A 24842-nucleotide genomic window follows, 5' to 3' on the forward strand; every position below is an offset into this window, starting at 1 on the left:
TTAACCGGCTATAACACCGCCATCATTGCGCGTAATCACAACAGTTGCTGAACGTGGACGTGCGGTCTTGTTCGAACGATCTGATTGACTTGCAGGCCAGTTACTGGTTGGAGCATCAAAGGTTTTAGAATCTTCACCTGGATGCTGTACATTGATGAAAATGGCCTTATAGTCCGGTGTCATGGTCACACCTGTAATTTCACACTCTTTTGGACCAGTCAAGAAGCGACGTAAATTTTCATCGGTTACTTTGGCACCCGCAATCGTCGCTTGACCATTAGAGGTTGTTGCTGGACCACCATCACCTACTTGTCCAGGCAGGGCAGCCAGCATCATACAGTTAGTGGTATCTGTATAAGCGCCGTCGTCAGTCTGAATCCAGAGTACGCCGCGAGGATCAAACCACATACCATCTGGTGAAGACAGATCATTATTATCATTTAAGCCCGACAGGTTGATATTGGCATCCATCGATGCTTCAGCACCGAACAGGTAGATATCCCATTCAAAGCTTTCTGATGCAGTGTTTTCTTCCTTAAAGCGAATAATATGGCCATTCACATTACCCTTACCGCCTTCAGGATCTGAGTAATTACGTGGGTTGGCAGCATCAACAGGTTGCGCCGAGCTATTGCCACGGTTACTGTTATTAGTCAGGGTAACGTAGACTTCACCATTCTCCGGGTTAACGGCTACCCATTCAGGACGGTCCATCTTCGTTGCACCAACGGCATCGCCTGCCAAACGTGCAAAAGTTAAAACATCCGCATCAGAGCTAAAAGGATATACCGCATTTTCTGCAGTTAAACCATTTTTACCGTGAGCAAGTTCAATCCATTGACCAGTTCCATCTGCATTGAACTTGGCAACATAGAACTTACCGTTATTCATATATTTGTCACCAGCACGGTAGCCGGTATTGATATCTTTTGGATCCCATTTTGCATCAGAGACAAATTTGTAAATGTATTCACCACGTGAGTCATCGCCCATGTAGAAGGCAAACTGTTCACCTTCAATCGCACGGCTAGCACGACAGTCTTCGTGAGCAAAACGGCCCAGTGCAGTACGTTTTACCGGATTTGCACTGTTATCAAATGGGTCAATTTCAACAATCCAGCCAAAGGTATTTGGTGCATTACGATAGTCTTGACTTGCAGAGGCTTTGGTTACGTTAGCTGACCAGCGGTCGTACATATCTTGTGATTCAACTCCAGCCTGAGCAGTTTCCCATGCATAACGTGAAGATTTATCTAAATAAACAATACGGTCTTGATCATCGCGTTCCGGAACTTTTTGTCCTTGTGCATCTAGAACATAAACAATACTATTTTTCTCATCACGTTTAACTGTACCATCGGCATTTTTTTCAGTTTGATATGAAATATCTAAGCCTAAGCCATAACGTTTAAGTGCGGTTTTCTCAGCTTCACTACGATCTGCATATTGGTCTGTGCCTGAACGCTGGAAATAACCAATAAAGTTTTCCTCGGTAGTTAAATAAGTGCCCCATGGTGTATAACCATTACCACAGTTATTGTGTGTACCACGAGTCTGACGACCGTTAGGAGAGAAAGCAGTGCGGACTAATGGAGAGTTTGTTACCGGCCCAGAAAAATCCATCACTGTTGAAGCCGTAATACGGCGGTTAAATGGTGATGATTTAACGATTTCTACCGCTTGAGTTTCGGTGTTTTTCTTAATATGCACAATTGATACACCGTGTGCATTCACTTCACGGATGACTTCATCTTCTGGACGACGACCATTAACTTTTGTTGGTCCTTGAGGATGTAAAAAAGTTTGATTGATATATTCATGGTTCATCACCAGCAGGCCATGCTCAGATGCATTCTCGTCATAACGGCCAGTCTTAGTGCTTAAACCAAAATAGCTCATACCATCGTGGCAGTCACCAGAACGGAACTGAAAGCTTGGTCCGTTCGGAATATTGTTATCGTCCCAGTCAGAGTAGATAGGATGAATTGAATCTCCCATTGCATATAGGACAGTGGCTGTATAGCCTTCAGGAACCGTAACCCAATCATCTAGGTTTTTTTTCACTGGGCTAAAACTTAATTTTTCTGGACGAGCATTGTTGTCTGTTGGCGGATTCGGATTGCTCTCATCGTCCCCAATATTGCCATTTTCATTGTCATCGCTACACGCAGTCAGGCTAGAAGCCAGTGCCAATGCTGCAGCCCCACTTGCAGTCTTTGCAATCAAGTCACGACGTGACATAGATTGTTCTAGAATATCCCGAAAATGATGATTATCTGAAGTGTTATTGTCCAGTTCCTGATTTTCATCATAAGGTAGGTAATCTGTCATTGTTTTATTCCCACAACTAAGGTTTGGTTGTTTTAAAGTCAGAAATAAACTAGCAGTTAAATATGACTAAAAGGTGAAGCTTTTATTTCAAAATAATTAAATAAAACATTAATTTATATAAATAAATTAATATAAAAAAGCCCCCAGTAAGGAGGCATTTTTCTTAATTAGCTATTTTTTAGATGCCGCTTTTCCAGAAATTTTCCGGCCATTAAACCTAGCTCAAACAGCAGCCACATGGGTATAGCCAGCATGATCATGGACAGGGCATCAGGGGGCGTTACAAACATGGCCACAAAAAAACACCCCACCACAATAAAGCGTCTTTTTTCTACCAAGGTCTGTGTGCTTACCACACCGATCAGAATCAATAACAGGGTAATAATCGGAATTTCAAAGGTAAATCCAAACACCAGAAAAAGTTTTAAACAGAAGGCCAGATAACTGTTAATGTCAGTCATGGGCGCGACGGTTTCAGGCGATACACTGATAAAAAAATGCAGGATAGACGGTAAAGCCACCAGATAGGCAAAAGCGATACCCGCATAAAACAGGACAATGCTGCCAATCAGGAGCGGCAAAGCCAGACTTTTTTCTTTTTCATATAGTGCCGGCTTAACGAAGGCCCAAAGTTGATACAAGATAAAAGGCATGGCGATCAGCAGGGCAACAAAAAAGTTCAATTTAAACGGTGCCATAAATGTCGCAGTTACATCGGTGGCAATCATGGTGGAACTTGCCGGTAACTGGGCGCGTAAAGGCTCGGATAAAAGCTGATAAGTATGCGTCGCAAATGGTAGCAGACAGAAAAACAGTCCGATCAATATTCCTACAATCTTGAAAAGATGCTTGCGCAGAATCACTAAGTGTCGGGTAATCGGCATTTCTTCTAGATGAACTTTCTGGGGATCGCTGCTGGCTTGAGTCGACGGTAAAATATTCATACGGCCACCTTCATGTCAGGATATTTTTTTTCTTGCTTAGCGACCTGCCTAGCCGGAGTTAAATGAACCGGGGAAAGCGGTTGATTGACCAGTTCATAACTTGACTGAGTTTTCAGTACCGGCTGTTCTGAAATTTTTGTGACCGGCTCAATTGGTGCATTGAGATCAGCCATTTGTGCCTGCATTTTGGCTTCCAGTTCCTGAATACGTTTCAGCTCGGTTTGCATTTGCTCACGTAGCTCAGACAGACGCAATTCACGATCAAGATCATTTTGTATATTGCTGACGGTTCTTTTTATCTTGGTAGACCATTTACCTATAAAACGAACTGCCTCAGGTAGCTTATCTGGTCCGAGCACTAGAAGTGCAATTACCCCAAAGGCTAGCAGCTCAGTCATTCCAATATTGAGCATGACGATACCTTAACTTTTGATTGAACTCTCGCTGACTTTAACTTCAGCATCAATAGTGCGGGGCTGTTGAATTTTTGCCGCTTCAGCCTCTTCTTCACGTACAGATTTTTTAAAGTCCTTGATTGCACCGCCAACATCTTTGCCCAGATTTTTGAGTTTAGACGTGCCAAAAAGTAAAATTACGACGATTGCAAAAATAAGTACGTGCCAAATCGATAATCCTGCCATGTTGTCCTCATTACATCTTTTTTAAATTTATGGGCTTATCTCAACATGAATAAATGACAAATCCATGACGTTTTGATGGCAGTTTGGAGACAGGAAGCAAGAGGGAGGTTCGCAATGAGTTGTGCTGTTTATTTTTTTAAATTTTTCTGGTTTATAAACTTAGTAAAGTTAATATCTTAAGAAATGAAAAAAAGTAAACATCCCCAGACCTCTATCATGTCAAAGTAGAGGTCCGGGAAAAATTAATAGCGAATCCCTAATTTTTTCAATTTTGAAATTAAGGTCGTTGGATTAATTGCAAGTAATTTGGCAGCACCATCTTCACCAAAAATTTTTCCTTCACAATGCTGGACAGCCCGTTGCAGGTTTTTAATTTCCAATTGTTTAAGGTCATCAATAGTAAGAATATCTGAATTACCATTCTCCACGATTATCTTTGTAGATATACCGTGTAATTCAGAAAGCATTTATTAGCTAATTATTCGCTATATAGCGAAATATAGACAACATGAACCCTAATGTTCGCCATATAGCAAATATAAGATAAATATAGTAAGATATTCGCCATATAGCAAACTTATATATCCTGGTTAGCAATATTTCGCTAAATGACGAACAGGTGGGGGTGATTTTATGGCTAGTCGTGCAGAGATTGGAGCAAAAATACGTGAAGCAAGGCAGAAATTAGACTACACACAACAAATGATGGCAAAAAAATCAGGAGTTAATAAATCTACCATTTCTGAAATAGAAAATGGTCATTTCACAGGCTCATTTGATATTTTTGAACGTCTAATAGATGCGGTTGGACTGCAGTTTGAAGTCAAGCCCAAAAAACGAAATCTGCCAAATTGGAATGACATCGATACTTTATTTAGTGAAGAAGATTGATGGACAACTTTCAACTACCAACAGAAATCAAGTCTATTGAAGTATTTACAGATAATTTCAAACAAGGCTTGTTGACGCATAGTGGTCATTATTACTATCAACCAGTACAAGAACAAAGATTTGTATCTCTTACAATGACTTTACCGGATATGCAGGGATATTCACATGGGGCATTACATCCTATTTTTTCCCAAAATTTACCAGAGGGGCATAATCGCCATTTTATTGCCAGTAAACTTGCTCGATATGCCAATGTAAATGAAATGTATTTATTAGCTCTGCAAGAAGCTAATGGTATTGGCATGTTGTCCTATAAAAGTGAATTGCAATTACCAGAAGTAGAAATAGTTAGCCTCGATGAAATTCTTAACTACAATAGCCAAGTTCCACTTTTTCCACAATTATTAGAAAAATACTATTTACGAAACTCTTTAGCTGGAGTTCAGCCCAAAGTTAGCATTCCCAATGTGACTAGTATAACGGAGCGCACTGTTCAACAAAAAGACCTGATTGTTAAGTCTTATGATGCAGACTTTGATTTGCTTACGGTAAATGAATTTGTCTGTATGGAAGCTGCTCGTCATTGTGGTTTGCAACCACCAAAAACATATCTATCAGCCAATTTAGAAACCTACATTATTGAGCGTTTTGATAAAGCTGCTGATGGAACCAAGTTAGGCTACGAGGATTTTACGACTCTTCTCAAAAGATCTAATGACCCGAATGAGAAGTACAAGGGTAGCTACGAAAACTTGCTTAAAGCCACCTACCTATACACTCGAAGTGAAGCAGAAGTCACAAAAATGTATAAGTACATTGTTTTTAATTGCCTGATCGGGAACGGTGACGCTCACCTTAAAAACTTTGCTCTGCAATACACGCCAGATATGAGCGAGATCTTTGTATCACCACCTTTTGATATCACACATACACTTATTTATAAAAATATTGATGATCAACTCGCGCTTAAAATAAGTGGCAGTAAACGATTCCCGACTAAGGTAGAGCTGTTAAAATTAGCTGAAAGTCCTGAATTTCGCATTAGAAATGCCAAAGAAATTATAGAGTATTTCAGTGACCAAATTGCTAACTATTTAAAGTTATCCAATGAAATTGAATACTTAGATGGATTGCGAGAATCTATTGAGCAGAATCTATCAAAGGTAATGAGCACTCATTCAATCAAGCCTGTATATAGACATGACAAAAAGAAAAAGTACAAATAATCCATTCTAGAATAATTTACAACCGTAGTAGCTACTATTATTGAGAGATGCCCCCAGAGACGTGGGATTTATTTTTCATTCAATGATATAGAATAAACCCGAACAGACTGGTCATATCGGTAACAGGCTGACATTTATTGAGGGAGGGAAGTCTTGACTTAGGTATTCCTTGGCAGTTTGGCGGGATCAGAGATAGTAATATTGCGGTTTTGAGATTAGTAGATATAAGTAACACCAGAATGGATTTCTCAGATTTACAGTAGAAATTCTTTTAAAAAGCTTGAATACCAAGATGCAATTCGCAAGGAAGGTGAAGATTTTGCGATTGAATACAAACGAAAAGCTTTGGTCGCTAATGTATAAAAATCGATGAGAATTTTTGATAGATCGAAGATTTTATTTGATAAAACTAGTAATGATTTTTTCCTAAGTGAGTTTTATTTCATTATTAGCTTTATTTTTTCGCAATTTCATTTTTAGCTTTAATTTCTACTGAAAATTTCAAAATTAATTTTTATGAACAACATATATAGAGATAGGCTATCTGCATAACATCCTATTTAACATAATATACATTATACGAAATCAGTCTATAAGCCCAAAATAGAAATGTCCGGTTTCTCCAAAGTAAATATGTCCGCTTTTAGAATATGCGCTTTTGCAATTTTCTTAGCGGACGGTTTGATATGTTGGTGTCTATGTCGGATAAAGAACTTAAACGATTGTCGGTCTTGCAGGAAATCTGTGATCAACGCATAACTCAATCCCAGGCTGCTCAGCTACTTCATATTTCAGAACGTCAGATCAGACGCTTACTACAGAAATACAAAGCCCAAGGTCCAGTTGCATTAGCCCATGCCGGTCGTGGCCAAATCAGCAATTCTAAACTTCCTGAAGAAATCAGACTCAAATGCCTCAATATTGTTTCTGACCAACTCCATGGTTTCGGACCCACTTTAGCGCATGAAAAGCTCACCACCGTACATGGATTCGATCTTTCAGTAGAAACCCTGCGTTCTTGGATGATTGCAGCTGACTTATGGATGCCTCGATCCAAGCGCCTGAAACGACCGTATCAGCCTCGTTACAACCGGGATTGCTTTGGTGAACTGATCCAAATTGATGGCTCACACCATGACTGGTTTGAAGGACGCGCTGCTAAATGCTGTCTGCTGGTGTTTATCGATGATGCTACAGGAAAATTGCAGCATTTACGCTTCTGTGAGTCAGAATCAACCTTTGACTATATGATTTCAACACGCTTATATGTCGAACAGCACGGTAAGCCTTTAGCGTTTTACAGCGACAAACATTCAGTCTTTAGAGTGAATCAAAGCAGCAAGAAAGACACCAAGATTACCCAGTTTGGACGTGTACTCAACACCCTGAATATCGATATTATCTTCGCTAATTCACCACAGGCCGAAGGCCGTGTAGAACGAGCCAATAGAACGCTTCAGGACCGTCTGATCAAAGAAATGCGTCTGGAAGGCATCAGTTCGATTGCCGAAGCCAATGCCTGGCTACCCTGCTTCATTGAGCAGTTCAATCAGAAGTTCGCCAAGATGGCTTTTAATCCTAAGAATCTACATCGGCCTATTACTGAAACAGCCGAAGAGTTAGATGATATTTTTACTTGGCGTGAACCCCGTAGAGTCACGAATAGCCTGACCATTACTTATGATAAATGCGTATATCTCCTAGAGAAGACAGAAGAAAATCAGAGGCTGATCAGTAAATATCTTGAGTTTCTGGAATACCCGGATAGTACAGTCGCGATTGAATATCAGGGAAGAAAAATCAATTACAGCATCTTCGATAAATTAAGTCAGCTCAACCAGCGAGAGATTGTTGAAAATAAACGTTTGGGTTCTGTATTAGCCCATATTCAACAGCAGCATGAAGAACTAGAACAACAAAATAAACACAATCGTTCTCAAAAGATGCCAAGCAGACGTGCACAGAAAACAGTAATCAAAGAACGAAATCTGAATCCTGTGCTTGACTTGGAAATGTCTGTATAGGACATTTCTATTTGGTTTTAAGGTAGGACATTTCTACTTAGGAATAACAATATTAATAATACGATTATCTATGTTGTTGCTCAAGCAACTTATATTTTTAAAGTACTTCAAACTCAATCCGACGGTTTTTCTTTCGACCTTCAGCTGTGGTATTTTCCGCTACAGGTTTACTTGCACCTAGACCATCAGTACTGAGCAAATGTGCTGGAATATTTTTTTTGATTAAATAAGTCTTTACTGCTTCTGCACGTTGCTGACTCAATTGCAGATTTTGATGAGCATTGCCTGAACTATCCGTATGTCCAATAATCCGTATTTTTTTAGCACCCACCTTGTTTAAAGCAATGACCATTTCATCCAGGATCTGTGCACCTGAAAATGCTAATACCGCACTACCAGATTCAAACTCAATAATTCGATTCTTTAATGCTGCATCAATGATCTGCTGTTCAGCCTGATTGACTGAAAGCTGGGTATTTAAGCGGTAACTTGCTGGTGTTAATCCCTGAAATTTTGCTTTAATTTCCTGAATTTCATGAGGATTTGATACTTTACCTGTGAGCTGAATATCAGTACCTTTTACTGTTAATTTACCGTTTTTGACCTTTTTCAGATCTTCATGAATTACTGTACTGACTGTATTTGACCAGTCTGCTGGTGCGGTGACCTGACGGATCTGGATGCGGTCCACCACATTTTTCTGCCCATAAGTTGTATATAATTTACTCAGTATTTCCTGTTTGGTCATCTCAGTGGGTACAGCACCTTCAATAATGATCGGTTGCGCACACACTGAAAAACTCAAAAAAAAAGAGATTAAGAGATTGATTTTATATATTTTTTTAATTTTAAGTATTTGTTTTTTATTTTCATTTTATGCTTCTGCAAATGTTTGTTTAAATAACTTGATGCCTTGAGCCAGACTCATCTGACGCTCACTTAAGGACTGTTCCAAGGCTGCCAAACCTGCATTATTTTCTAGATACGGGTCAATCCAGGCTGCATGGATCAAGGATACCCAGTGTTGACTATCTAAGTTTTCGGTAAAAATATCACTTAAAGCCTGTATATCTGCACCTTTAAAACCAAATAATAAAATAGGCTGTTCTTTATGTAATATACCAATCAACAGTTCTGTATGATGATGTTGTACAAACTGGCTGATCAGGCTGACCCAAAATGCTGCAATTTCATAGCAATAAATCATATTATGAATAGGTAAAATCAGCACTTTATTCAGGCGGCTAGTACCTTGCTGAACAATCGGTTGCAGCAATAATCCCAATCCAATCAAGCTCTGTGCCAGCTGATAGGCACTCAGATTCATCAGCTTTGCAAATGAATGAATCGTATGATGTTGATAAAATTCCTGCACTTCTTCATGGGTGGGCACCATAATCTGGTTGCTCAGCTTGCTGAGTTTATTTAGCAAAATATCAGTATCACTGATGGAACGCATCACCCGGTTGCATTGATAAAGCTCAACCAGAGCCGATTTATAGCGTAATGGCGAATACATGATATTTTCAAATGGCTGTTCATGCTCAATCAGATGACTGAGCATCATTGGAAACTGCCGCCCTGAACTGTCTTCACTGGCAATTAAATTGGCCAGCAAAAACAGTTTTTCTTGTGAATTGGCAATAAAGAAATCCAGCGCTGGTAATTGCGCATAGGTCTGCTTGAAATTTGCCTTCTGCATGGCAACCTCTAATGCTTCCGTAATCCACTGATCAATCAATTGAATAAGCTTAGATTGTCCACGCGACTTGAGAAAATCGCCACGTGCTGGACATTTACCATAATAAAATGGTGTGGTTTTTAACTCATACATCCGTATCCCTCCACCGCTTCGGCAGTTGCAATTGAATTTTCATCATGGTGCAGCTACTCCTGTGTTGGCTAATGCTGTGGCCGGATTGGTTTGAGCCAGACTCTGCTGTGCCGATACAGGAACACTTTGCGCAGCCACGACACGTACTGATTTATTGGAAACGACCTGATCCACCAGTTGCAGGTTGGCATAGTTTGGCTGTCCGCCGATAGAACTGGCATTCTGTCCACTGACCAGACGGAAGTTCACTTTTACCCAAAGTTCCGGATTTTCCTTGCTCTTCCAGACCATCTCAAAGTTGCTGCCTTTCTGGGTACGTTGTGCACTTTCAATCAGGCGGTTAATGCCATATTCGCCCGGTTCATCAAAAATGGTATGCGTTTTCCCTTCCAGATCCACTAGCGTAATGCGTGTGCCTGGAATCGCACCCGGATTTGGCCAGACAAAGTTCACCCATTGCTGTATGCCATTTTCAAACAGCATGCGTTGCCCATCGATATCAAAGGTATAAGCTAAAAGCTGAGGATTTTCCAATGGATAGAACTGGAAATTGGACTGGTTTACAGCAGGTGCTGTACCCTGCCCCTGAGTCAGTTCACCTGTGGCAACCCCATGAGCAGGTGCGACATAAGTCTGGAAATTTGCGACAAAAGCCGGGTTCAGACTGATTCCCAGATCCTGCCAGGTTTTGGAGGTCAAAGTATAGCCACGTCGGATCACCAGTGGATCCAGATGTTCTTTCACAAAGCGTGCAATACTGCCACTTTCACCAAAAATCTGGTTAATTTCATTGGAAGTGGCCTGTAAGGTTGCCTGACTGCTAAACGGATATTTCTGAGCCAGATTCTGGCTAAATGGCTGATAAGATTGCATGGTCCAGAGCTTGTTTATTTCAGCCTGTGCAGGAACCAGCAGCCCCTCAAAGGATTGGATTAATGGTGCAACCAAAAGTTTTTGTAACAGTTGCTGATCCAGCTCTGTCGTCCCTGCCGCCATTTTCTCTGCCACAAATTTTTGGCTAGTGTTAAAAATGGAGTTCTGTTCATGAATTGTCTGTTTGACCAGAGCCATACTGGCAGGACCAATATCACCTGAGCTTTTTAGATCATTGTACTGGCTGCGGATTTTTGCCATTGACTGCATGTAACCATCTAGAAGCGATTGATTTTGCAGATCATCGCGCTGACGTACCATCTGATAGAACATCTGGAACTCACGTGCAATCACACCATGCTGTAACGGGCTATTGGCCTGTTGCACTTGCTTCGCTTCATCACGATTCAGCACTTTACGTTTAAACCAGGCAATAAAGCCTTTTTGCGGCACCGCCAGTTCTGCCTGAACCATCGGATTATCCCAGCTGGTCTCTTGGGCCACACGTTGGATCAAGATACGGATTGGAGAATGTTCCGGTTCGCCCAAGAGATCCATCTGCTTGATCTGCTGATTGAAATCGCCTGCTTTGGCATAATGAATCGCGTTCAGGAATTTACGCCATTCTGCAATATATTCTTTCTTATAGAGCTCAGTCAGTTGACGACGGATCTGCTCAGGACTACCACTAAAGCTGAGATCATCAGATTGCGTGGTATTCAGCACCCAGTCCCGACTATCGGTTGTGCTGCTCGCTGCCTGCTCGATGGCTTCCTGTACATAACCTTTCCATGCCGGATAGGTATAAATTCCCGGCAAAGCATAGCTTCCCAACATGGCATTCTGGTTGGTTTCACCCAGAATCTGTTTGACTGTCATTGCGGGGAAACGCACGGCCGCACGACTCTTGATTTCATTATAGACACGGTCACGTGCAGAAATACCGGTGGTAATCGCTGTCAATATCTGACGGGTCTGATCCACCAATACTGCATCAGAATTCAACTGAGGGAAACTGTTTCGTCCTGATAATGTAATGGCATAACCCAGGATCTGCTCGGCTTTCTGGAGCATTTCACCCCGCGGTATTTCACCGCGGTTTTGTTCCAGCCATGTGCGCCAGAAACGTGTCAGCTGATCACTTAAATGACTGGAATCCATATACTGGCGATTGCTCAGCATCAGATAGGTTTTTAAGGCATTATAAGCATCCTGAGGATTCTGGTCTGAAGGTTCAGAAGCAATCTGGCGGCCTTGCGCCACATGATTCATTTTCACCTGAATATAATTTTCTTTTAGCACCGCTTCATTTGCCTTAACACGTTGCAGATACTGTGCAATCTGCTGCTGGGTGGGCTGCAGCACCAGCTGTTCAATGCCTTTAAGATATTCAGTTTCCAGTTTTTCCCGAATCTGCTTACCCTGATATAAACCAAAGCTGTATTTCAGTGGACGGTCCTGATCAAACTGATCCAGTTGCTGCAGATGCCCCTGTAAAATCAGCAAGGCATCCAGCTGATGATTCAGCGAACGGTTGGCCTGTGCCTGTATCTGTAGCACTTTGTTCAGGTCGGCCTGAACTTCAGTAATGAGCTGCTGGTTATTGCGATATGACCATAACCATAAACTAAGGACAATCGATACCCCAAGAATTGCACCGGTAAAGGCCATAAAACGCTGACGTTTTTTTGTCGGGTTAATATGCTGACGTACCAGATGCTTGTCTTTCAGGATCACATTGGAAAACAGGCCTTTCAGGAAATAACCGTGGTTCTGGGAAACTGACTGTTTCGGCAGACCAAGTTCACTGTCATCACTGTGGATCAAGTGAAAATCATCCGCGATCTGTTCCGTCATTGGGCTTTCAATTACGCCATCCTGCAAGGCACTGGTAAAGTAAAAGCCACGGAAAATAGGTTTAAACTGGTATGGATTTTCCTGGAACAGTGTAGAAATAAAGGTTTTTAAAACCGGTTTCAGGCTCTTAAATTCCAGTGGAAAAGTCATTACACTTGGAGAAATGTGCTGTGAATGCCGACGGCTCAAATGCGTTGTACTGACACTTTTCAGACCATCGTATAAAATATTGTAATGCTCCTCAAAAAGCTCTAGCGCCTGCTCGCTGGAATTTGCCGCATACGGTAAAGTCGCGCCCCAAACCTGATCAAATTCCTGCGCATCATAACAGTCAAAAAAATCGGTAAATCCGGCAATCAGGTCCATTTTAGAAAAGACCAGATACACGGGAGCAAAGACTTCTAGACGTTCAGTTAGATCCTGAATACGGGCACGCAGATTTTTGGCTAATTTAATGGATTTTTCCGGACTCTGGCTGACCAGCTCGGCAATACTGACAATGACAATCAGACCATTCACGGGCGCCTTTGAACGATTTTTCTTGAGAATATTCAGAAAACCGAGCCATTCGGAATGGTCCTCAGCATAGACCGAATAACGCCCTGCCGTATCTAGTAAGACTCCTTCGGTTGAGAAAAACCAGTCACAGTTACGGGTCCCGCTTAAGCCGGAAGACACCATCTGTTGATGATGTTCTTCAAATGGAAAACGTAAACCGGAATGGTAAATGGCCGAGCTTTTTCCAGCAGCAGGATTGCCAATCACCATATACCAAGGCAGTTCATACAGTGCCGTATTCCCCTTACGATCTCCGAGTCTGGACTTTCGGATCAGCTGAATCGATTCTTTCATCTGCTGCTGGATCAGCTGCAGTTCTTCTTTATTCTTATTCCTGTTCTGTTCAGCTTCGGTCGTACTGGCAATGGCCTCGGAAAGTTCCTCGCCTTTTTTGCCGTGCCGATAATGCTGGATCAGTGCATAAATACCCCAGACTACCAAGATCAGGATATAAACCGCCACCAGCATCCAGAACACATGGTCCGACACGGTATTTTTCATGGAAATAATCACCACGAAAAATGACAATGCCATCATCACTTTTGGATTGGTCACATACTGCCAGACATATCCCAAGATCGTATAAAATAATGTATTCACTGTAATCTCTTATATTTTTTCATTATTTTTCATTTTATTTAAAATTTTTCAGGCTGCATTCTGTTGAAGTTCTTCAACCAGACTGACTGGTTGATAAGCAAGAAATGTATGAGGATGCTGCACCGTATAGGCCAATGTAATGACATCATCATTCATTTGCATGCACAAAAATATCCCAAACAGGGCTTTCATCTCTACTGTACTGCCCAGATAAGAATGGCAATACAGGCCGTGATGCAGTTCTATCCCAGCTGTACCTAAATACTGCTGAATTTTTTTAGAGGTATTGATCTGTAATGGATCATCCAGCAACAGTACAAATGCGGTTTCCTGTTGCAATTGCTCAGTAAAGTTTGGACATTGTTGCTGCAAATACTCACTAATATTTTTGACATGCTCTAAGGTTTTAATTGATTTAATTTCCATTAAATCTTCAATGTTTAACTGTGGAGCAGACAGGCATATACTCGCTGCATATTCTCCCGGAAGATATTGTTCCGACTGCCATAACTGCTGATCCAGCCATTCCTGATCAATTTCAGACTGTACTGCAATCACCAGACTGACCTGTTCATGTTGCTGCTGAATATCATTGAGCAGGTTGATCCAGAGTGCATAAGTATTGTGATGATCGACATAATGGAACTCGACATGAATCTGGCGCTGCACAATTTCATATTCCTGTTCTAGCTGTTCGATCAGCGTCTGTTGTGCTTGATCTGGCCAGATATGAATCAATGTTGCCGGCAGCAGAATATGCAGATTCAATTTATTTAATCGTGCCACCTGTTCAAATGGAGTTTCTATTTCATTCTCTTCATCAAACTGTGCATTGATCCAGCCTGGATGCATACGGTATTCATAAGCGGTTTCTGCATCATAGAACATCGCTGACTTTCTCAGATGTGTCGCAATGCGATACAGACTTTCAGCATGTTGCTCCATCTGCTGCTGAATCAGTAAATTGATTCGTTGCAGCCGCATGCTGTGCAGAGTGTCATCCTCTTCTGCTTCGGCTAACAACTCGTCCAGATGTCGAATGCGATAAGACAGGATCGGCAGTCCATAGTGATTGACCAAGGTTTCATCCAGTTCCGGGCTTTTGAATGCCTGCATTGCGTCAATAATTTCATGATTTTCACCAAAGCTATGGATTGCTGCGGATGAATAGATTTTTAGAGTCCGCTCCTCAACCGGTTTATCCTTATTTTTCTCCAGTTCACTTTGCTGTTGCAAATGTTTTTTTTCATTTTCAGCGGCTTCTAACTTTTCTGCTTTAGCTGTCTGATAAGCTTTTAACGATGTATAAATCAGCCATGGGGAAAGCAATAACAAGCCGGAAAAAACCGGCAGCAGAATAAAAAACTGCAGCATCTCCATAGCCGTCGGATCATACTGCACATCGCGCCAGTAGTAGATCACCAAAGCGCTTGTCAGCAGGATGAGTGCCAGAATGATCGCAATAATACTCTTGATCATGCTGCTCTCCTCATCAGGCTGTAACAGGTTTCCTGATTATCTTCAGCGGTTTGTGGCATCAAAAAAGCGCCTTGTCCCAGCCCGGCACTTTGATCACCAAGCCGAATTGGGTAGATTTCTGCTTTGCTTAATACCAGACGCAGATCCACCATCAAGGTTGGGCTGCACCAGGTTGAAATCATCTGCTTAAGTTTTTCGCTATATTTTTGCTGCGGCAGAAAATCTAGATAGTCCTGACGACTCAAAGGACCAATCACGATTTCAATTTTTTCATCAATTTGGGTCAGCACTTCGCCACAGAAAGTATTGATTCCCAGTGATGCAGGATTTGATCCGCCCAGTGATGCTTTTTGCGCAGTATCCAGCTTAAACTGCTCAGTTAAATATTCCCTGATCTGAACCTGATGCTTGAACATGCAACCCAGCATGGTTTTCAGGACATAAGCACTATTATTTTGCCCCTGCATCAGACCGGAAAATTCAGCAAAATAATCATCCAGATGTTGCTGTTGATGTTGTTCACGCACATAGCCATTGAGCGCATGCAGAATCTCCAGATAATGATTTTCCTGCTCAATTTCATAACGTACTGGCAGATGATAGTGAATCGAGGCTTCGATATATTGCGCGGTCAGTTTATGGTTAAACAACCCGAGAAAATGCAGGGTCTCCTCACGCTGCTGACGCGGGCTTTGCTTGATACGATAGGTATAGGTATAAGGCAATACTCCCTGTGTTCCGGTCAGGCCAATTATCGGACTGGTCAGCTGAATTTTCTGATCGTTCCATTGCAGACACTCAATCTCGGATTTTGCAAAATTCAGGTGCAGTGAACTACTAAAACTAAAACTCTTGCTCCAATCCCTTAATTGATTTTCCTCAGGATAATGACGCAGCAGACGTGTTGCCTGCACCAGTTCAAAGCGGGTGGGCTGCTGATACAGCTGATCCACTACAGAAGCTTTTTGCCACCAACGTTCTGCACGCATTGGTATACCTCCTGTTCTGTTGCTGCATCAATCACAATCATTTCCACATAACTGTTCATTTGCACTTTCAGGTTAAAAATATGATTGAGCAATTGGGCAAAGATATACAGACTCGAGCCTCTGAAAGCCTCACTATTGATCTTGACCTGCGCACGAACACCACGCACAAACAGTGGAAATGGTTTGTGGTCCAGTAATTTCTGACTGAGGGAAAAATCAATCGATTGAATTGCTGCAATGATCTGCTGGTTTTCTTTGGAAGCCGGCAGGTTATACAGTTCTAGCAATTCTTTCAGATGCGTGACTGCATCACCTTTCATCAAAGACAGATTATTCAAGGAAAGATGGGAAATAATGCGCCATTGTTCTTTTTGGCTCTGCTTGAATCGATAAGGCAAAGATGGGCGCTTTAACAAGAGTCCGCGTCGAACCAGCTGACTGTCATTCAAGCTGAGCGCATTCTGATCCCTGTTATAGCTTTCATAAGGCAGATCACGGTTACAGCACAGCAGCTGAGTACTGATAAAATCAGAGGAGGTATTCTGAGGTTCCAGACTTCGAGAGACCAAAGAAAATTTCAGGTCATTCTGTTGTGTACTGGCAATTTCTGGCTGTAGATGATAATAAAATTGTGCGCCGTCATGCCGGTAATGACTCATGGCAAAAAATGGCAAAACCTGATGGGCAACCTGTTCTTTATCAGTCTTTTCACGAATCAGGTTCATCTCGGAGACCGCATACACCTGATAATATTCAGGATGATGCGCATCTGAAATGAGTGGATATTCCAGTCGCTGATGATTGATTTTCTGCGGTTCGGCCTGTTTTTCAAACAGGTTAACCACTGGCGTCACGAACAGTTTGAAATTGGCGAGATTCAGTTCTGAATAATTGCGAACCGCAGCCTGATCATTCAGGTTCATTTTAAAGTGAATATACAACTCAAAATTCGAGGTATCTGCTTCGATCTGATGGAGAAAATCCAGATTCAGGTTCAGGAAATTGAACTTGTCTGGAAAGCAGAAATATTCCAGTAATAGTCGATAGGCCTGATGGGTGTGCTGATCGACCGGCAGTATACTCTCCTCCTCGCTAAAGCCTGATAGCTCGAAAGGATTTGAAATCTTGATTTCCTGGCCATTGCCCTTTAACGAAAACTGGGTTTCTGTCTTAAAAACCTGATCCAGCACCTGTAAAGGAAAGCTGGAAATCGCATCCAGATAAATTGGTAGCTTATGCTTTTGCAATAAGTTCAACTGCTGATTAAAAATTTCAAAACCCAACACGAGTGTCGCATTACGGTTCAGATGAATGTGCGCCGAAGGATGGGTTTTAAAATGGACTGATTTCAATGCAGTTGGCAGTAAAGCCACCTCCTGGACCGTCCGGTATTCACACTGCACACCACGCACACTTTTGGATTTAAGTGAAGTATGTTTCGGGATCAAACGTACATCATTCAGCTGTTTGATTTTATTCACATCTTCAAAACTGACCATTGAACAGGCTGGAAACGGCTTTACATACTGGGGAAACATCACCGCAAAAATCGAACGGGTAAATATTTCATAGCTGTCATATAGCTTTTTATCAATCCGTGCAGAGATCAATGAAAATGCCTGAATCAGGCGCTCAATATGCGGATCGTCAATCTGTTCCTGATTTAAAGACAGACGTTGGGCAATTTTTGGATATTTATTGGCAAATTCACGGGACTGCTGGCTAAATTCCTGCAGCTGTTTTTCGTAATAAGGTAATAATTCTTCAATCGCGCTCATTCTTATTATGATCTTGGCAAAATAACATATTGTTGTGTGGTCGGTTTTAATAAAGCATCAAAAATTACAGGCTCATATAAAGGATGAATATTCAAATAGGCTTGAATGCTTAAGCACAGGCTACCCATATTATTTTCATCCAGCAGCATTTCTACCCGGACATGCTTAAGTCGTGGTTCATGTGCTGAAATAGATGCCTCAATCGAGCGACAAATTTTGTCACGATCCATCGGATTTGCAGTCGATAAGCCCACAAAATCAATAATTCCAAATTGCAGAATGGACTTTTTGACCAGCACATAATCATCAATCATATGGTTGAGCATGGCCATACGGCTGTTCAACAGATCCTCCAGATCCGCCGCAACTGCTTCACGCAACTGCTGAATTGACATGCCCTGTGCACGTGCTTCCTCTTGTGGCAGTAGTCGATCAAACAAGGTCGAACGGAATCCATAAGGATAAAGCTGATCCAGATTCATGTGTTTCCATCATCCATTTTAAATTTAATCATTCAGATAGAGGCCTGCAGGTGCAAGCCTCTAAATTCAGAAGCATTAAGCAGCGTAAGATGCCGTATTATTGGATAATGACCATTTTTTGGTTACCGCACCTTTCTGTGTACCGTTGATATCTTGCTGGTTATAAGTCCACTCAACCGCAGCATATTTCAGACCGAACGCTTCAGTCGGTACACCTTCTGCATTCACGCTTGGCATGACTTGAGAAACCAGAACGTGTTTCAGTTTGATCTGTAAGTACTTGATACGCTTGTCGCCGTTGGCACGGTAGAAGTCAATCTGAACTTCATCAAAGGTATAACCGGCAGAACATGCTTCCCAAAGTTTCGGGCTGGTAGCATCCAGATCTTTGACAAAAATCATGTCAGAATGTTCTACACGCTCAGCGGTATGGCCACCCACACTTGAAGACGTCGCAGATTTTGGCTGGCGAATATTGTGTGACCAGGAATTTACTTCAAGCCAACTTTTATGTTCAGAATCGCGTGATTCACCATCGACTTTATATTTGCCGCGAAATTGGACGTATATGTCTTTCATTGTTATTTTTATCCTGTTTTATAATCAATAATAGAAAATGCAACCGACCTAATTGCTCGATTGCGGCAGTTCAGTGACAAGTCGCAGGGATACAGACAACTCATCAAGCTGAAAATGTGGTCGCAAGAAGACCACTGATTTGTAGTGACCAGGTTCAGCTGGATTTTCTACAACCTTGATTGACGCTTCACGCAAAGGATATTGCGCCTTTGATTCCTGAGAGGCGCCGTCATCCAGTAATACATATTGAGATAACCAGTCATTCAGGAAGGCTTCAACATTGCCTGCAGAAGCAAAACTTCCCACCTTGTCACGCATCATCGCTTTTAAATAATGTGCGATACGTGAAACTGCCATGATGTACTGAATCTGGCTCGATAAAGCAGAATTGGCATTCGCGGCATCATTGTCATATTTTTTCGGCTTCTGAGCCGATTGAGCACCAAAAAACGCGGCATAATCGGTATTTTTGCAGTGCACCAGTGGAATAAAACCAAGATCACTCAGCTCTTTCTCGCGTCGATCCGTAATCGCAATTTCGGTTGGACATTTGAATACCACGTCACCGTCATGCGTTTTAAAGGTATGTACAGGAAGTCCTTCAACTAAGCCGCCGCCTTCGACACCACGAATCGCAGCACACCATCCATGCATATCAAAAGCATTAGTTAAGCGAGTACCGAAAGCATAAGCTGCATTCATCCATAGATATTCATGATGATCTTCACCAGATACTTCTTCTACATAGTTAAAACCCTCGGTCGCTGTGCCTTCTTTCGGATGATATGGCACACGTCCCAATACACGTGGCATGGTCAATGCAACATAGCGTGCATCATCACTTTCACGGAATGAACGCCACTGTACATATTCAGCAGTTTCAAAAATCTTGGACACATCACGTGGACGATCAATATCGGTAAATGATTCCAGTCCAAACATGCTTGGGCTGGCTGCAGAAATAAATGGTGCATGTGCTGCTGCTGCCACATGGGAAATCTGTTCCAGCAAATACATGTCTGATGGCGTCCGATCAAACTCGAAATCACCAATCAAGGTGGCATAAGGTGCTCCACCAAAAGAGCCATATTCTTCTTCATAGATTTTCTTGAATAAGGTGCTTTGATCAAAATCAGTGGCACTTTGGAAATCCTTGATCAATTCCTTTTTGGTAGTATTCAACATCCGAATTTTAATCAAAGAGTTGGATGGGGTTTCCTGACAGAAATAATATAAGCCACGCCAGGTTGATTCAATTTTCTGGAATGCTTCATGATGCATGATCTTGCTCAGCTGGGTTGAAATCAGGGCATCGATTTCAGCAATACGCTTGTCCAGTGCAAGGGTCATGTTATCGGATACAGTAATTGTTCCTGCCATGACTTCACGTGCCAGTTCACCAATCAGGCTTTTGGCACGGTCATGTTCTTCATTCGTACGCGCGATACGGCTACGCTCGACGATAGAGTCCAGTAATGAGTATTCTTCAATATTCAGGTGTTCAGCAGTTGCTGCATTTAAATTACTCATGCTCAGCCTCCACACTCATCTTGCGGATCTGATCAGTACTTTTCAGAACTTCGTCTAGCAAATCTTCCAGACGTTCATTATTGGAAATTTTATTACGCAAATCGGTTAAACGTTCACGAGCTTCAACCAGTCGACGTAATGGATCAACCTGCTGCACGACCTGTTCTGGCTTAAAGTTATCCATGGAATTAAAGGTCAGGTCCACAGACATCTTGCCGCCCTCTTCGGTCAGGGTATTTTCAACCTGAAAATTGGCCCGTGGTGCCAATGACTCCATCACTTCATCAATATTGTCCAGATCGACATTGATAAACTTTTTGTCTTTTAGCTTAGTTTTTTCCAGTTCAGATGCTGCTGAAAAATCTCCCAGCACGCCGACTACAAAGGGCAATTCCTTGACTTCGCGGGCATCCCCAACTTCCACATCGTAAGTCAATTGCACACGCGGTGGACGAATCCGCTGTAATTTCTTCTGTACACTTTCACGCTTAGCCATATTGCTGATTCCTATGAATTATTCTTTATTAGTTATTTCGAAGTGCACCAAATGGATTGGAGCTAGACTGGACATTTGGGAGGACGACCGGCTCTGTTTTCTTGGCGACAACATTGCTGCTAGATATTTCTTTTGCTTTATTACGTGCAGGAGCACTTATACGTGTTTTAGCCGAGCTGTTTTTTTTACTCGCCGTGGTCACCTTTTTTTTCTTGTTGCCTGAATCCTTCTCTGCCCTTAGAGGCATAACCGTAACGGGTTGGGATAAACGTACATTGTCATTAAAAACTTTGGTAATGGCGTAGGTTTGTTCATTCAGCGGACGGATTTCTGTAGTGCGCATATAGTTCAGGGCATGATTAGAAATCGCGACACCAGCAAGGAAGCTAATATCTGTTAGTTGACGTGTTATGTAATTTCCACGACTTAATTGATCTACTGCTTGAAGTGCTTTCAGATGCAGACCACGATCCAGATAAAGTTGAGCAATATCGGCTTTGATTTTACGCTGTAAATTAAGATCTTTCCGAGCGGCTTTGGCACAAAGCTGTTCATACTGTTGCAGGATTTCTGGGTCAGTATCTCCTTCGGCCAGTGGATGCACTTTAAGACATGATTTTTTTAGGGTTGCAGCATGCGTCTGCATCAGACTCATCGTGCAGACAGCCAGCATCAGCACGAGTATGGAACTCATATTTTTTTTCAAAATTAGCCTCAAACTTTTCTTTTTCTGGTTATTCGATTTTTTTACTTGAAATGACTTTTCTCTATTTATTATTTAAAAATCATCTTGCGAATTTAACAAAAAATGATCACACTAAGTCAACAACAAAAATTGACTTTTGTAAAATATTTTTTAACAGTCTCTAAAAAAATGTTAAAGATTATATGACTTTTATTCTTTTAAAAAACATATAAACATTAGGGTAAAAATTGATCAGAAGAACTGGTTCAATTGCAGTCATGCAAATAAATAACAAGAACAGCACAATCCTATCTTTCTAACCTTAAAAAGATTGTGCCTTGTAAGAATAAATAATGAGAAATACATGAATAATCTAAAAATTTTAATTACTAAATTATCTGATCATGCACGTTTATGTCTTGAGAAATCTGCCAACACTTGTATCAATCAGCAAAATTATGAAATAGAAATTGAACATTTTTTTCTCGAATTACTCTCGCATAACCAGTTAAATGATGTCCAGTTACTGCTTAAAAACTACAAACTTTCTAAGGAAGCTCTACTAGATGATCTAAATGAAAGTTTATTTCAGCTTAACAAAGGTAATTCGCGCACCCCTATTTTTGCCACCTCAATTATCCGCTTACTTGAGCAGGCTTGGCTACTAGCCTCCGCTGAAAAAGAACCCATCATTCGTAGTGGTCACCTACTTGTAGCTTTACTAACAGCTTCCGATCTGTATCAAATTGCGATGCGTTCATCCTCAATTTTTGAGCTGATTCCGATTGATACAATGAAGCATCAGTTCCTGGATTTGTGCCAGGAAAGTATTGAAAATGTGTCAGCTCAATTAATAACGTCTCAGCCAGTAGCTCATCGAAATGCTGAAACGACTGCAAAAAAAACTCCTGCATTGGATCAGTACACGATTAATCTGACCCAGAAAGCTATTCAAGGAAAAATTGATCCAGTGATTGGGCGTGAATTTGAAATTCGTTTGATGCTGGATATTTTGATGCGCCGTCGTCAGAACAATCCGATTTTGACAGGTGAGCCGGGAGTCGGCAAGACGGCTGTAGTGGAAGGATTGGCTCTCAAAATTGCCCAGCAACAGGTTCCTGATGCCCTGAAAAATGTGCAATTACATGTGCTGGACATGGGGCTGTTACAGGCAGGTGCCAGTGTCAAAGGTGAATTTGAGAACCGACTGAAACAAGTAATTCAGGAAGTGCAAAGTGCTGCCTATCCAATTATCCTGTTTATTGATGAAGCGCATACCCTGATTGGTGCGGGTGGCCAGGCCGGTCAGAATGATGCTGCAAATTTACTCAAACCGGCACTTGCAAGAGGTGAATTACGTACTATTGCCGCAACCACGTGGGCGGAATACAAACAGTATTTTGAAAAAGATGCAGCGCTCAGCCGCCGTTTTCAGGTCGTCAAAGTTGAGGAACCAACAGAAGCAGTCGCGATTGATATGCTCCGCGGCATGATTCCAGTGATGGCTCAGCATTTTAATTTGCAGATTGATGATGAAGCGATTATCGCTGCGGTACATGCGTCGCATCGTTATATCAGTGGACGTCAATTACCCGATAAAGCAATTAGTGTCCTGGACACTGCCGCCGCACGCGTTGCACTGACTCAGAATGCTCAACCGGCACAACTCGATCAACTGCAGGCACAATTGCACAATCTGGAACTGGAACACAAGTTACTTACTCAGGAAAACCAGAATCTGCCTATTCACCATACAAGACTCAACGAGCTTTCAGTAAAAACTGCAGCGATTAAGCAAAGTATCCAATGCCTGGAACATCAATGGCAACATGAATTGCACATTGTTCAGCAGATCCGGGAGTTTCAGGCTAGAGATCAGGACGAAAAGTCTAGTCAAAAAATTGCGGTATTACGTGCAGAACTGGCTGAAGTACAGCAAAAAAATCCACTGGTCTTTGAACATGTTAATGCCTACATCATTCATGAAATCATTTCGGATTGGACGGGTATTCCAGTGGGTAGAATGGTCAATGATGAAATCAGGCAGATATTAGAGCTAGAAAACCGTCTGGCACAGCGTGTAATGGGGCAAGATTATGCCCTGCAGCAACTGGTGCAAGGTATTAAAACCTCTAAAGCTAAACTGGAAGATCCGAATAAACCCCAAGGCGTGTTCCTGCTAGTGGGTCCAAGTGGTGTCGGTAAAACTTAAACAGCCCTGGCCCTGGCAAATGAACTGTATGGTGGTGAATCGCATCTGATTACTATCAATATGTCGGAGTATCAGGAAGCCCATACGGTTTCTTCCTTAAAAGGCGCGCCTCCAGGTTATGTCGGTTATGGTCAAGGGGGCGTGCTGACTGAAGCTGTTCGCCGCAATCCATATAGCGTGGTGTTGCTGGATGAAATTGAAAAAGCGCATCGTGATGTGCAGGAACTGTTTTATCAGGTCTTTGACAAAGGTATGCTGGAAGATGGTGAAGGACGGCTGATTGATTTTAAAAATACCACGATTTTGCTGACGTCTAATGTCGGATCCTCTGCCATCATGCAGGCCTGTCTGAATCATCCACCTGAACACTGGCCAAGTGCAAATCAGCTGATTGAACAGCTTAAACCTAGTTTATATCAGCAGTTTAAACCGGCGTTCTTGGGACGTATGCAGATCGTACCGTACTTCCCGTTGCATGATGATCTGCTACTCAAAATTATTGAACATAAACTCGGTAAAATTATTCAGCGAATACAAACCCAATATCAAACTGAAGTTACCTACAGCGATGACCTCTTAGAACTCATTTTAAGCCGTTGTACAGAAGTAGATAGCGGTGCACGTAATGTTGACCATATTCTGAATGCCAGTGTATTGCCTGCTTTAGCCACCCAAATTTTAATGGCACTGAGTGAAGAAAAAGTGCCCGAGAAAATTCAGATTGAAGTTAAAAATGATGAAATCATTTATCTTTTAGATCCACAGCAAGTTAAAGTGAAAATCAAACGCATCCGGAAAAAGAAAACGGACGCCGTATAAAATTATATTTAGAA

The 24842-nt window shown here is 41.9% G+C and carries 19 protein-coding genes and 1 pseudogene; 4 read left to right on the forward strand and 16 right to left on the reverse strand.

Features of this window, described 5'->3' with window-relative positions; genetic code table 11:
• From C8322_RS13100 to C8322_RS13120, 5 genes are all read right to left on the reverse strand, one after another.
• Positions 1–2331: a PhoX family protein gene (locus C8322_RS13100; RefSeq protein ID WP_111810772.1), complete on the reverse strand. Its 2331-nt coding sequence runs from the start codon at positions 2329–2331 to the stop codon at positions 1–3.
• 167 nt (positions 2332–2498) lie between these two features.
• A complete protein-coding gene (tatC, locus tag C8322_RS13105) occupies positions 2499–3275 on the reverse strand; it encodes a twin-arginine translocase subunit TatC (protein ID WP_076753522.1) in 777 nt (258 codons plus the stop codon).
• Entirely contained in the window at positions 3272–3688 is a 417-nt protein-coding gene (gene tatB, locus C8322_RS13110) for a Sec-independent protein translocase protein TatB (RefSeq protein WP_004809302.1), read from the reverse strand. Before tatB ends, tatC begins: the two co-directional genes overlap by 4 nt.
• 9 nt (positions 3689–3697) lie before the next feature.
• Positions 3698–3916, reverse strand: coding sequence for a Sec-independent protein translocase subunit TatA (locus tag C8322_RS13115; RefSeq protein WP_004894723.1), 219 nt, complete (start codon positions 3914–3916; stop codon positions 3698–3700).
• Between the two features lie 242 nt (positions 3917–4158).
• Complete coding sequence (locus C8322_RS13120) at positions 4159–4344, reverse strand: hypothetical protein (protein WP_111810773.1); 186 nt, start codon at positions 4342–4344, stop codon at positions 4159–4161.
• Between the two features lie 205 nt (positions 4345–4549).
• Here C8322_RS13120 and C8322_RS13125 point away from each other — a divergent pair, with 205 nt between their 5' ends.
• The 3 genes from C8322_RS13125 to C8322_RS13135 all read left to right on the forward strand — a co-directional run bounded on the left by C8322_RS13125 (position 4550) and on the right by C8322_RS13135 (position 8057).
• Positions 4550–4807, forward strand: a complete 258-nt coding sequence (locus C8322_RS13125; protein ID WP_111810774.1) for a helix-turn-helix domain-containing protein — start codon at positions 4550–4552, stop codon at positions 4805–4807.
• Positions 4807–6033, forward strand: coding sequence for a type II toxin-antitoxin system HipA family toxin (locus C8322_RS13130; protein WP_111810775.1), 1227 nt, complete (start codon positions 4807–4809; stop codon positions 6031–6033). The genes C8322_RS13125 and C8322_RS13130 overlap by 1 nt, the downstream gene beginning before the upstream one ends.
• 698 nt (positions 6034–6731) lie before the next feature.
• Positions 6732–8057 (forward strand): ISNCY family transposase, encoded by a 1326-nt coding sequence (locus C8322_RS13135; RefSeq protein ID WP_111810783.1) that lies wholly within the window; start codon positions 6732–6734, stop codon positions 8055–8057.
• A 97-nt stretch (positions 8058–8154) separates the two neighbouring features.
• On the opposite strand, the gene C8322_RS13140 is transcribed toward C8322_RS13135, so the two are convergent.
• The 11 genes from C8322_RS13140 to C8322_RS13190 form a co-directional block, all read right to left on the reverse strand.
• Positions 8155–8850 (reverse strand): OmpA family protein, encoded by a 696-nt coding sequence (locus tag C8322_RS13140; protein WP_082191068.1) that lies wholly within the window; start codon positions 8848–8850, stop codon positions 8155–8157.
• Between the two features lie 81 nt (positions 8851–8931).
• Entirely contained in the window at positions 8932–9891 is a 960-nt protein-coding gene (gene tagF / locus C8322_RS13145) for a type VI secretion system-associated protein TagF (RefSeq protein ID WP_111810776.1), read from the reverse strand.
• A gap of 42 nt (positions 9892–9933) precedes the next feature.
• A complete protein-coding gene (gene tssM / locus C8322_RS13150; RefSeq protein ID WP_004809266.1) occupies positions 9934–13779 on the reverse strand; it encodes a type VI secretion system membrane subunit TssM in 3846 nt (1281 codons plus the stop codon).
• A gap of 48 nt (positions 13780–13827) precedes the next feature.
• On the reverse strand, positions 13828–15258 hold the full coding sequence (locus C8322_RS13155; RefSeq protein WP_004809264.1) for a hypothetical protein: 1431 nt from the start codon (positions 15256–15258) through the stop codon (positions 13828–13830).
• Positions 15255–16247: a type VI secretion system baseplate subunit TssG gene (gene tssG, locus C8322_RS13160; RefSeq protein WP_004809262.1), complete on the reverse strand. Its 993-nt coding sequence runs from the start codon at positions 16245–16247 to the stop codon at positions 15255–15257. Before tssG ends, C8322_RS13155 begins: the two co-directional genes overlap by 4 nt.
• The gene (gene tssF / locus C8322_RS13165; RefSeq protein ID WP_004809261.1) at positions 16211–18025 is read right to left on the reverse strand and encodes a type VI secretion system baseplate subunit TssF; all 1815 of its coding nucleotides are present in this window, start codon (positions 18023–18025) and stop codon (positions 16211–16213) included. The genes tssG and tssF overlap by 37 nt, the downstream gene beginning before the upstream one ends.
• 5 nt (positions 18026–18030) lie before the next feature.
• Complete coding sequence (gene tssE, locus C8322_RS13170; protein ID WP_004809259.1) at positions 18031–18507, reverse strand: type VI secretion system baseplate subunit TssE; 477 nt, start codon at positions 18505–18507, stop codon at positions 18031–18033.
• A 75-nt stretch (positions 18508–18582) separates the two neighbouring features.
• Positions 18583–19086 carry an Hcp family type VI secretion system effector gene (locus C8322_RS13175; protein ID WP_004809258.1) on the reverse strand — a complete coding sequence of 168 codons (504 nt, stop codon included), beginning with the start codon at positions 19084–19086 and terminating at the stop codon, positions 18583–18585.
• Between the two features lie 48 nt (positions 19087–19134).
• The gene (gene tssC, locus C8322_RS13180; RefSeq protein WP_004809256.1) at positions 19135–20616 is read right to left on the reverse strand and encodes a type VI secretion system contractile sheath large subunit; all 1482 of its coding nucleotides are present in this window, start codon (positions 20614–20616) and stop codon (positions 19135–19137) included.
• Positions 20609–21112 carry a type VI secretion system contractile sheath small subunit gene (gene tssB, locus C8322_RS13185; protein WP_004809254.1) on the reverse strand — a complete coding sequence of 168 codons (504 nt, stop codon included), beginning with the start codon at positions 21110–21112 and terminating at the stop codon, positions 20609–20611. The genes tssC and tssB overlap by 8 nt, the downstream gene beginning before the upstream one ends.
• A 28-nt stretch (positions 21113–21140) precedes the next feature.
• The gene (locus C8322_RS13190; protein ID WP_228127293.1) at positions 21141–21806 is read right to left on the reverse strand and encodes a hypothetical protein; all 666 of its coding nucleotides are present in this window, start codon (positions 21804–21806) and stop codon (positions 21141–21143) included.
• A gap of 355 nt (positions 21807–22161) precedes the next feature.
• Here C8322_RS13190 and tssH point away from each other — a divergent pair.
• Positions 22162–24828: pseudogene (gene tssH, locus C8322_RS13195) on the forward strand (type VI secretion system ATPase TssH).
• Positions 24829–24842 lie beyond the last annotated feature (14 nt).

Source organism: Acinetobacter sp. SM1B (assembly GCF_003289665.1).
GTDB lineage: Bacteria > Pseudomonadota > Gammaproteobacteria > Pseudomonadales > Moraxellaceae > Acinetobacter > Acinetobacter schindleri.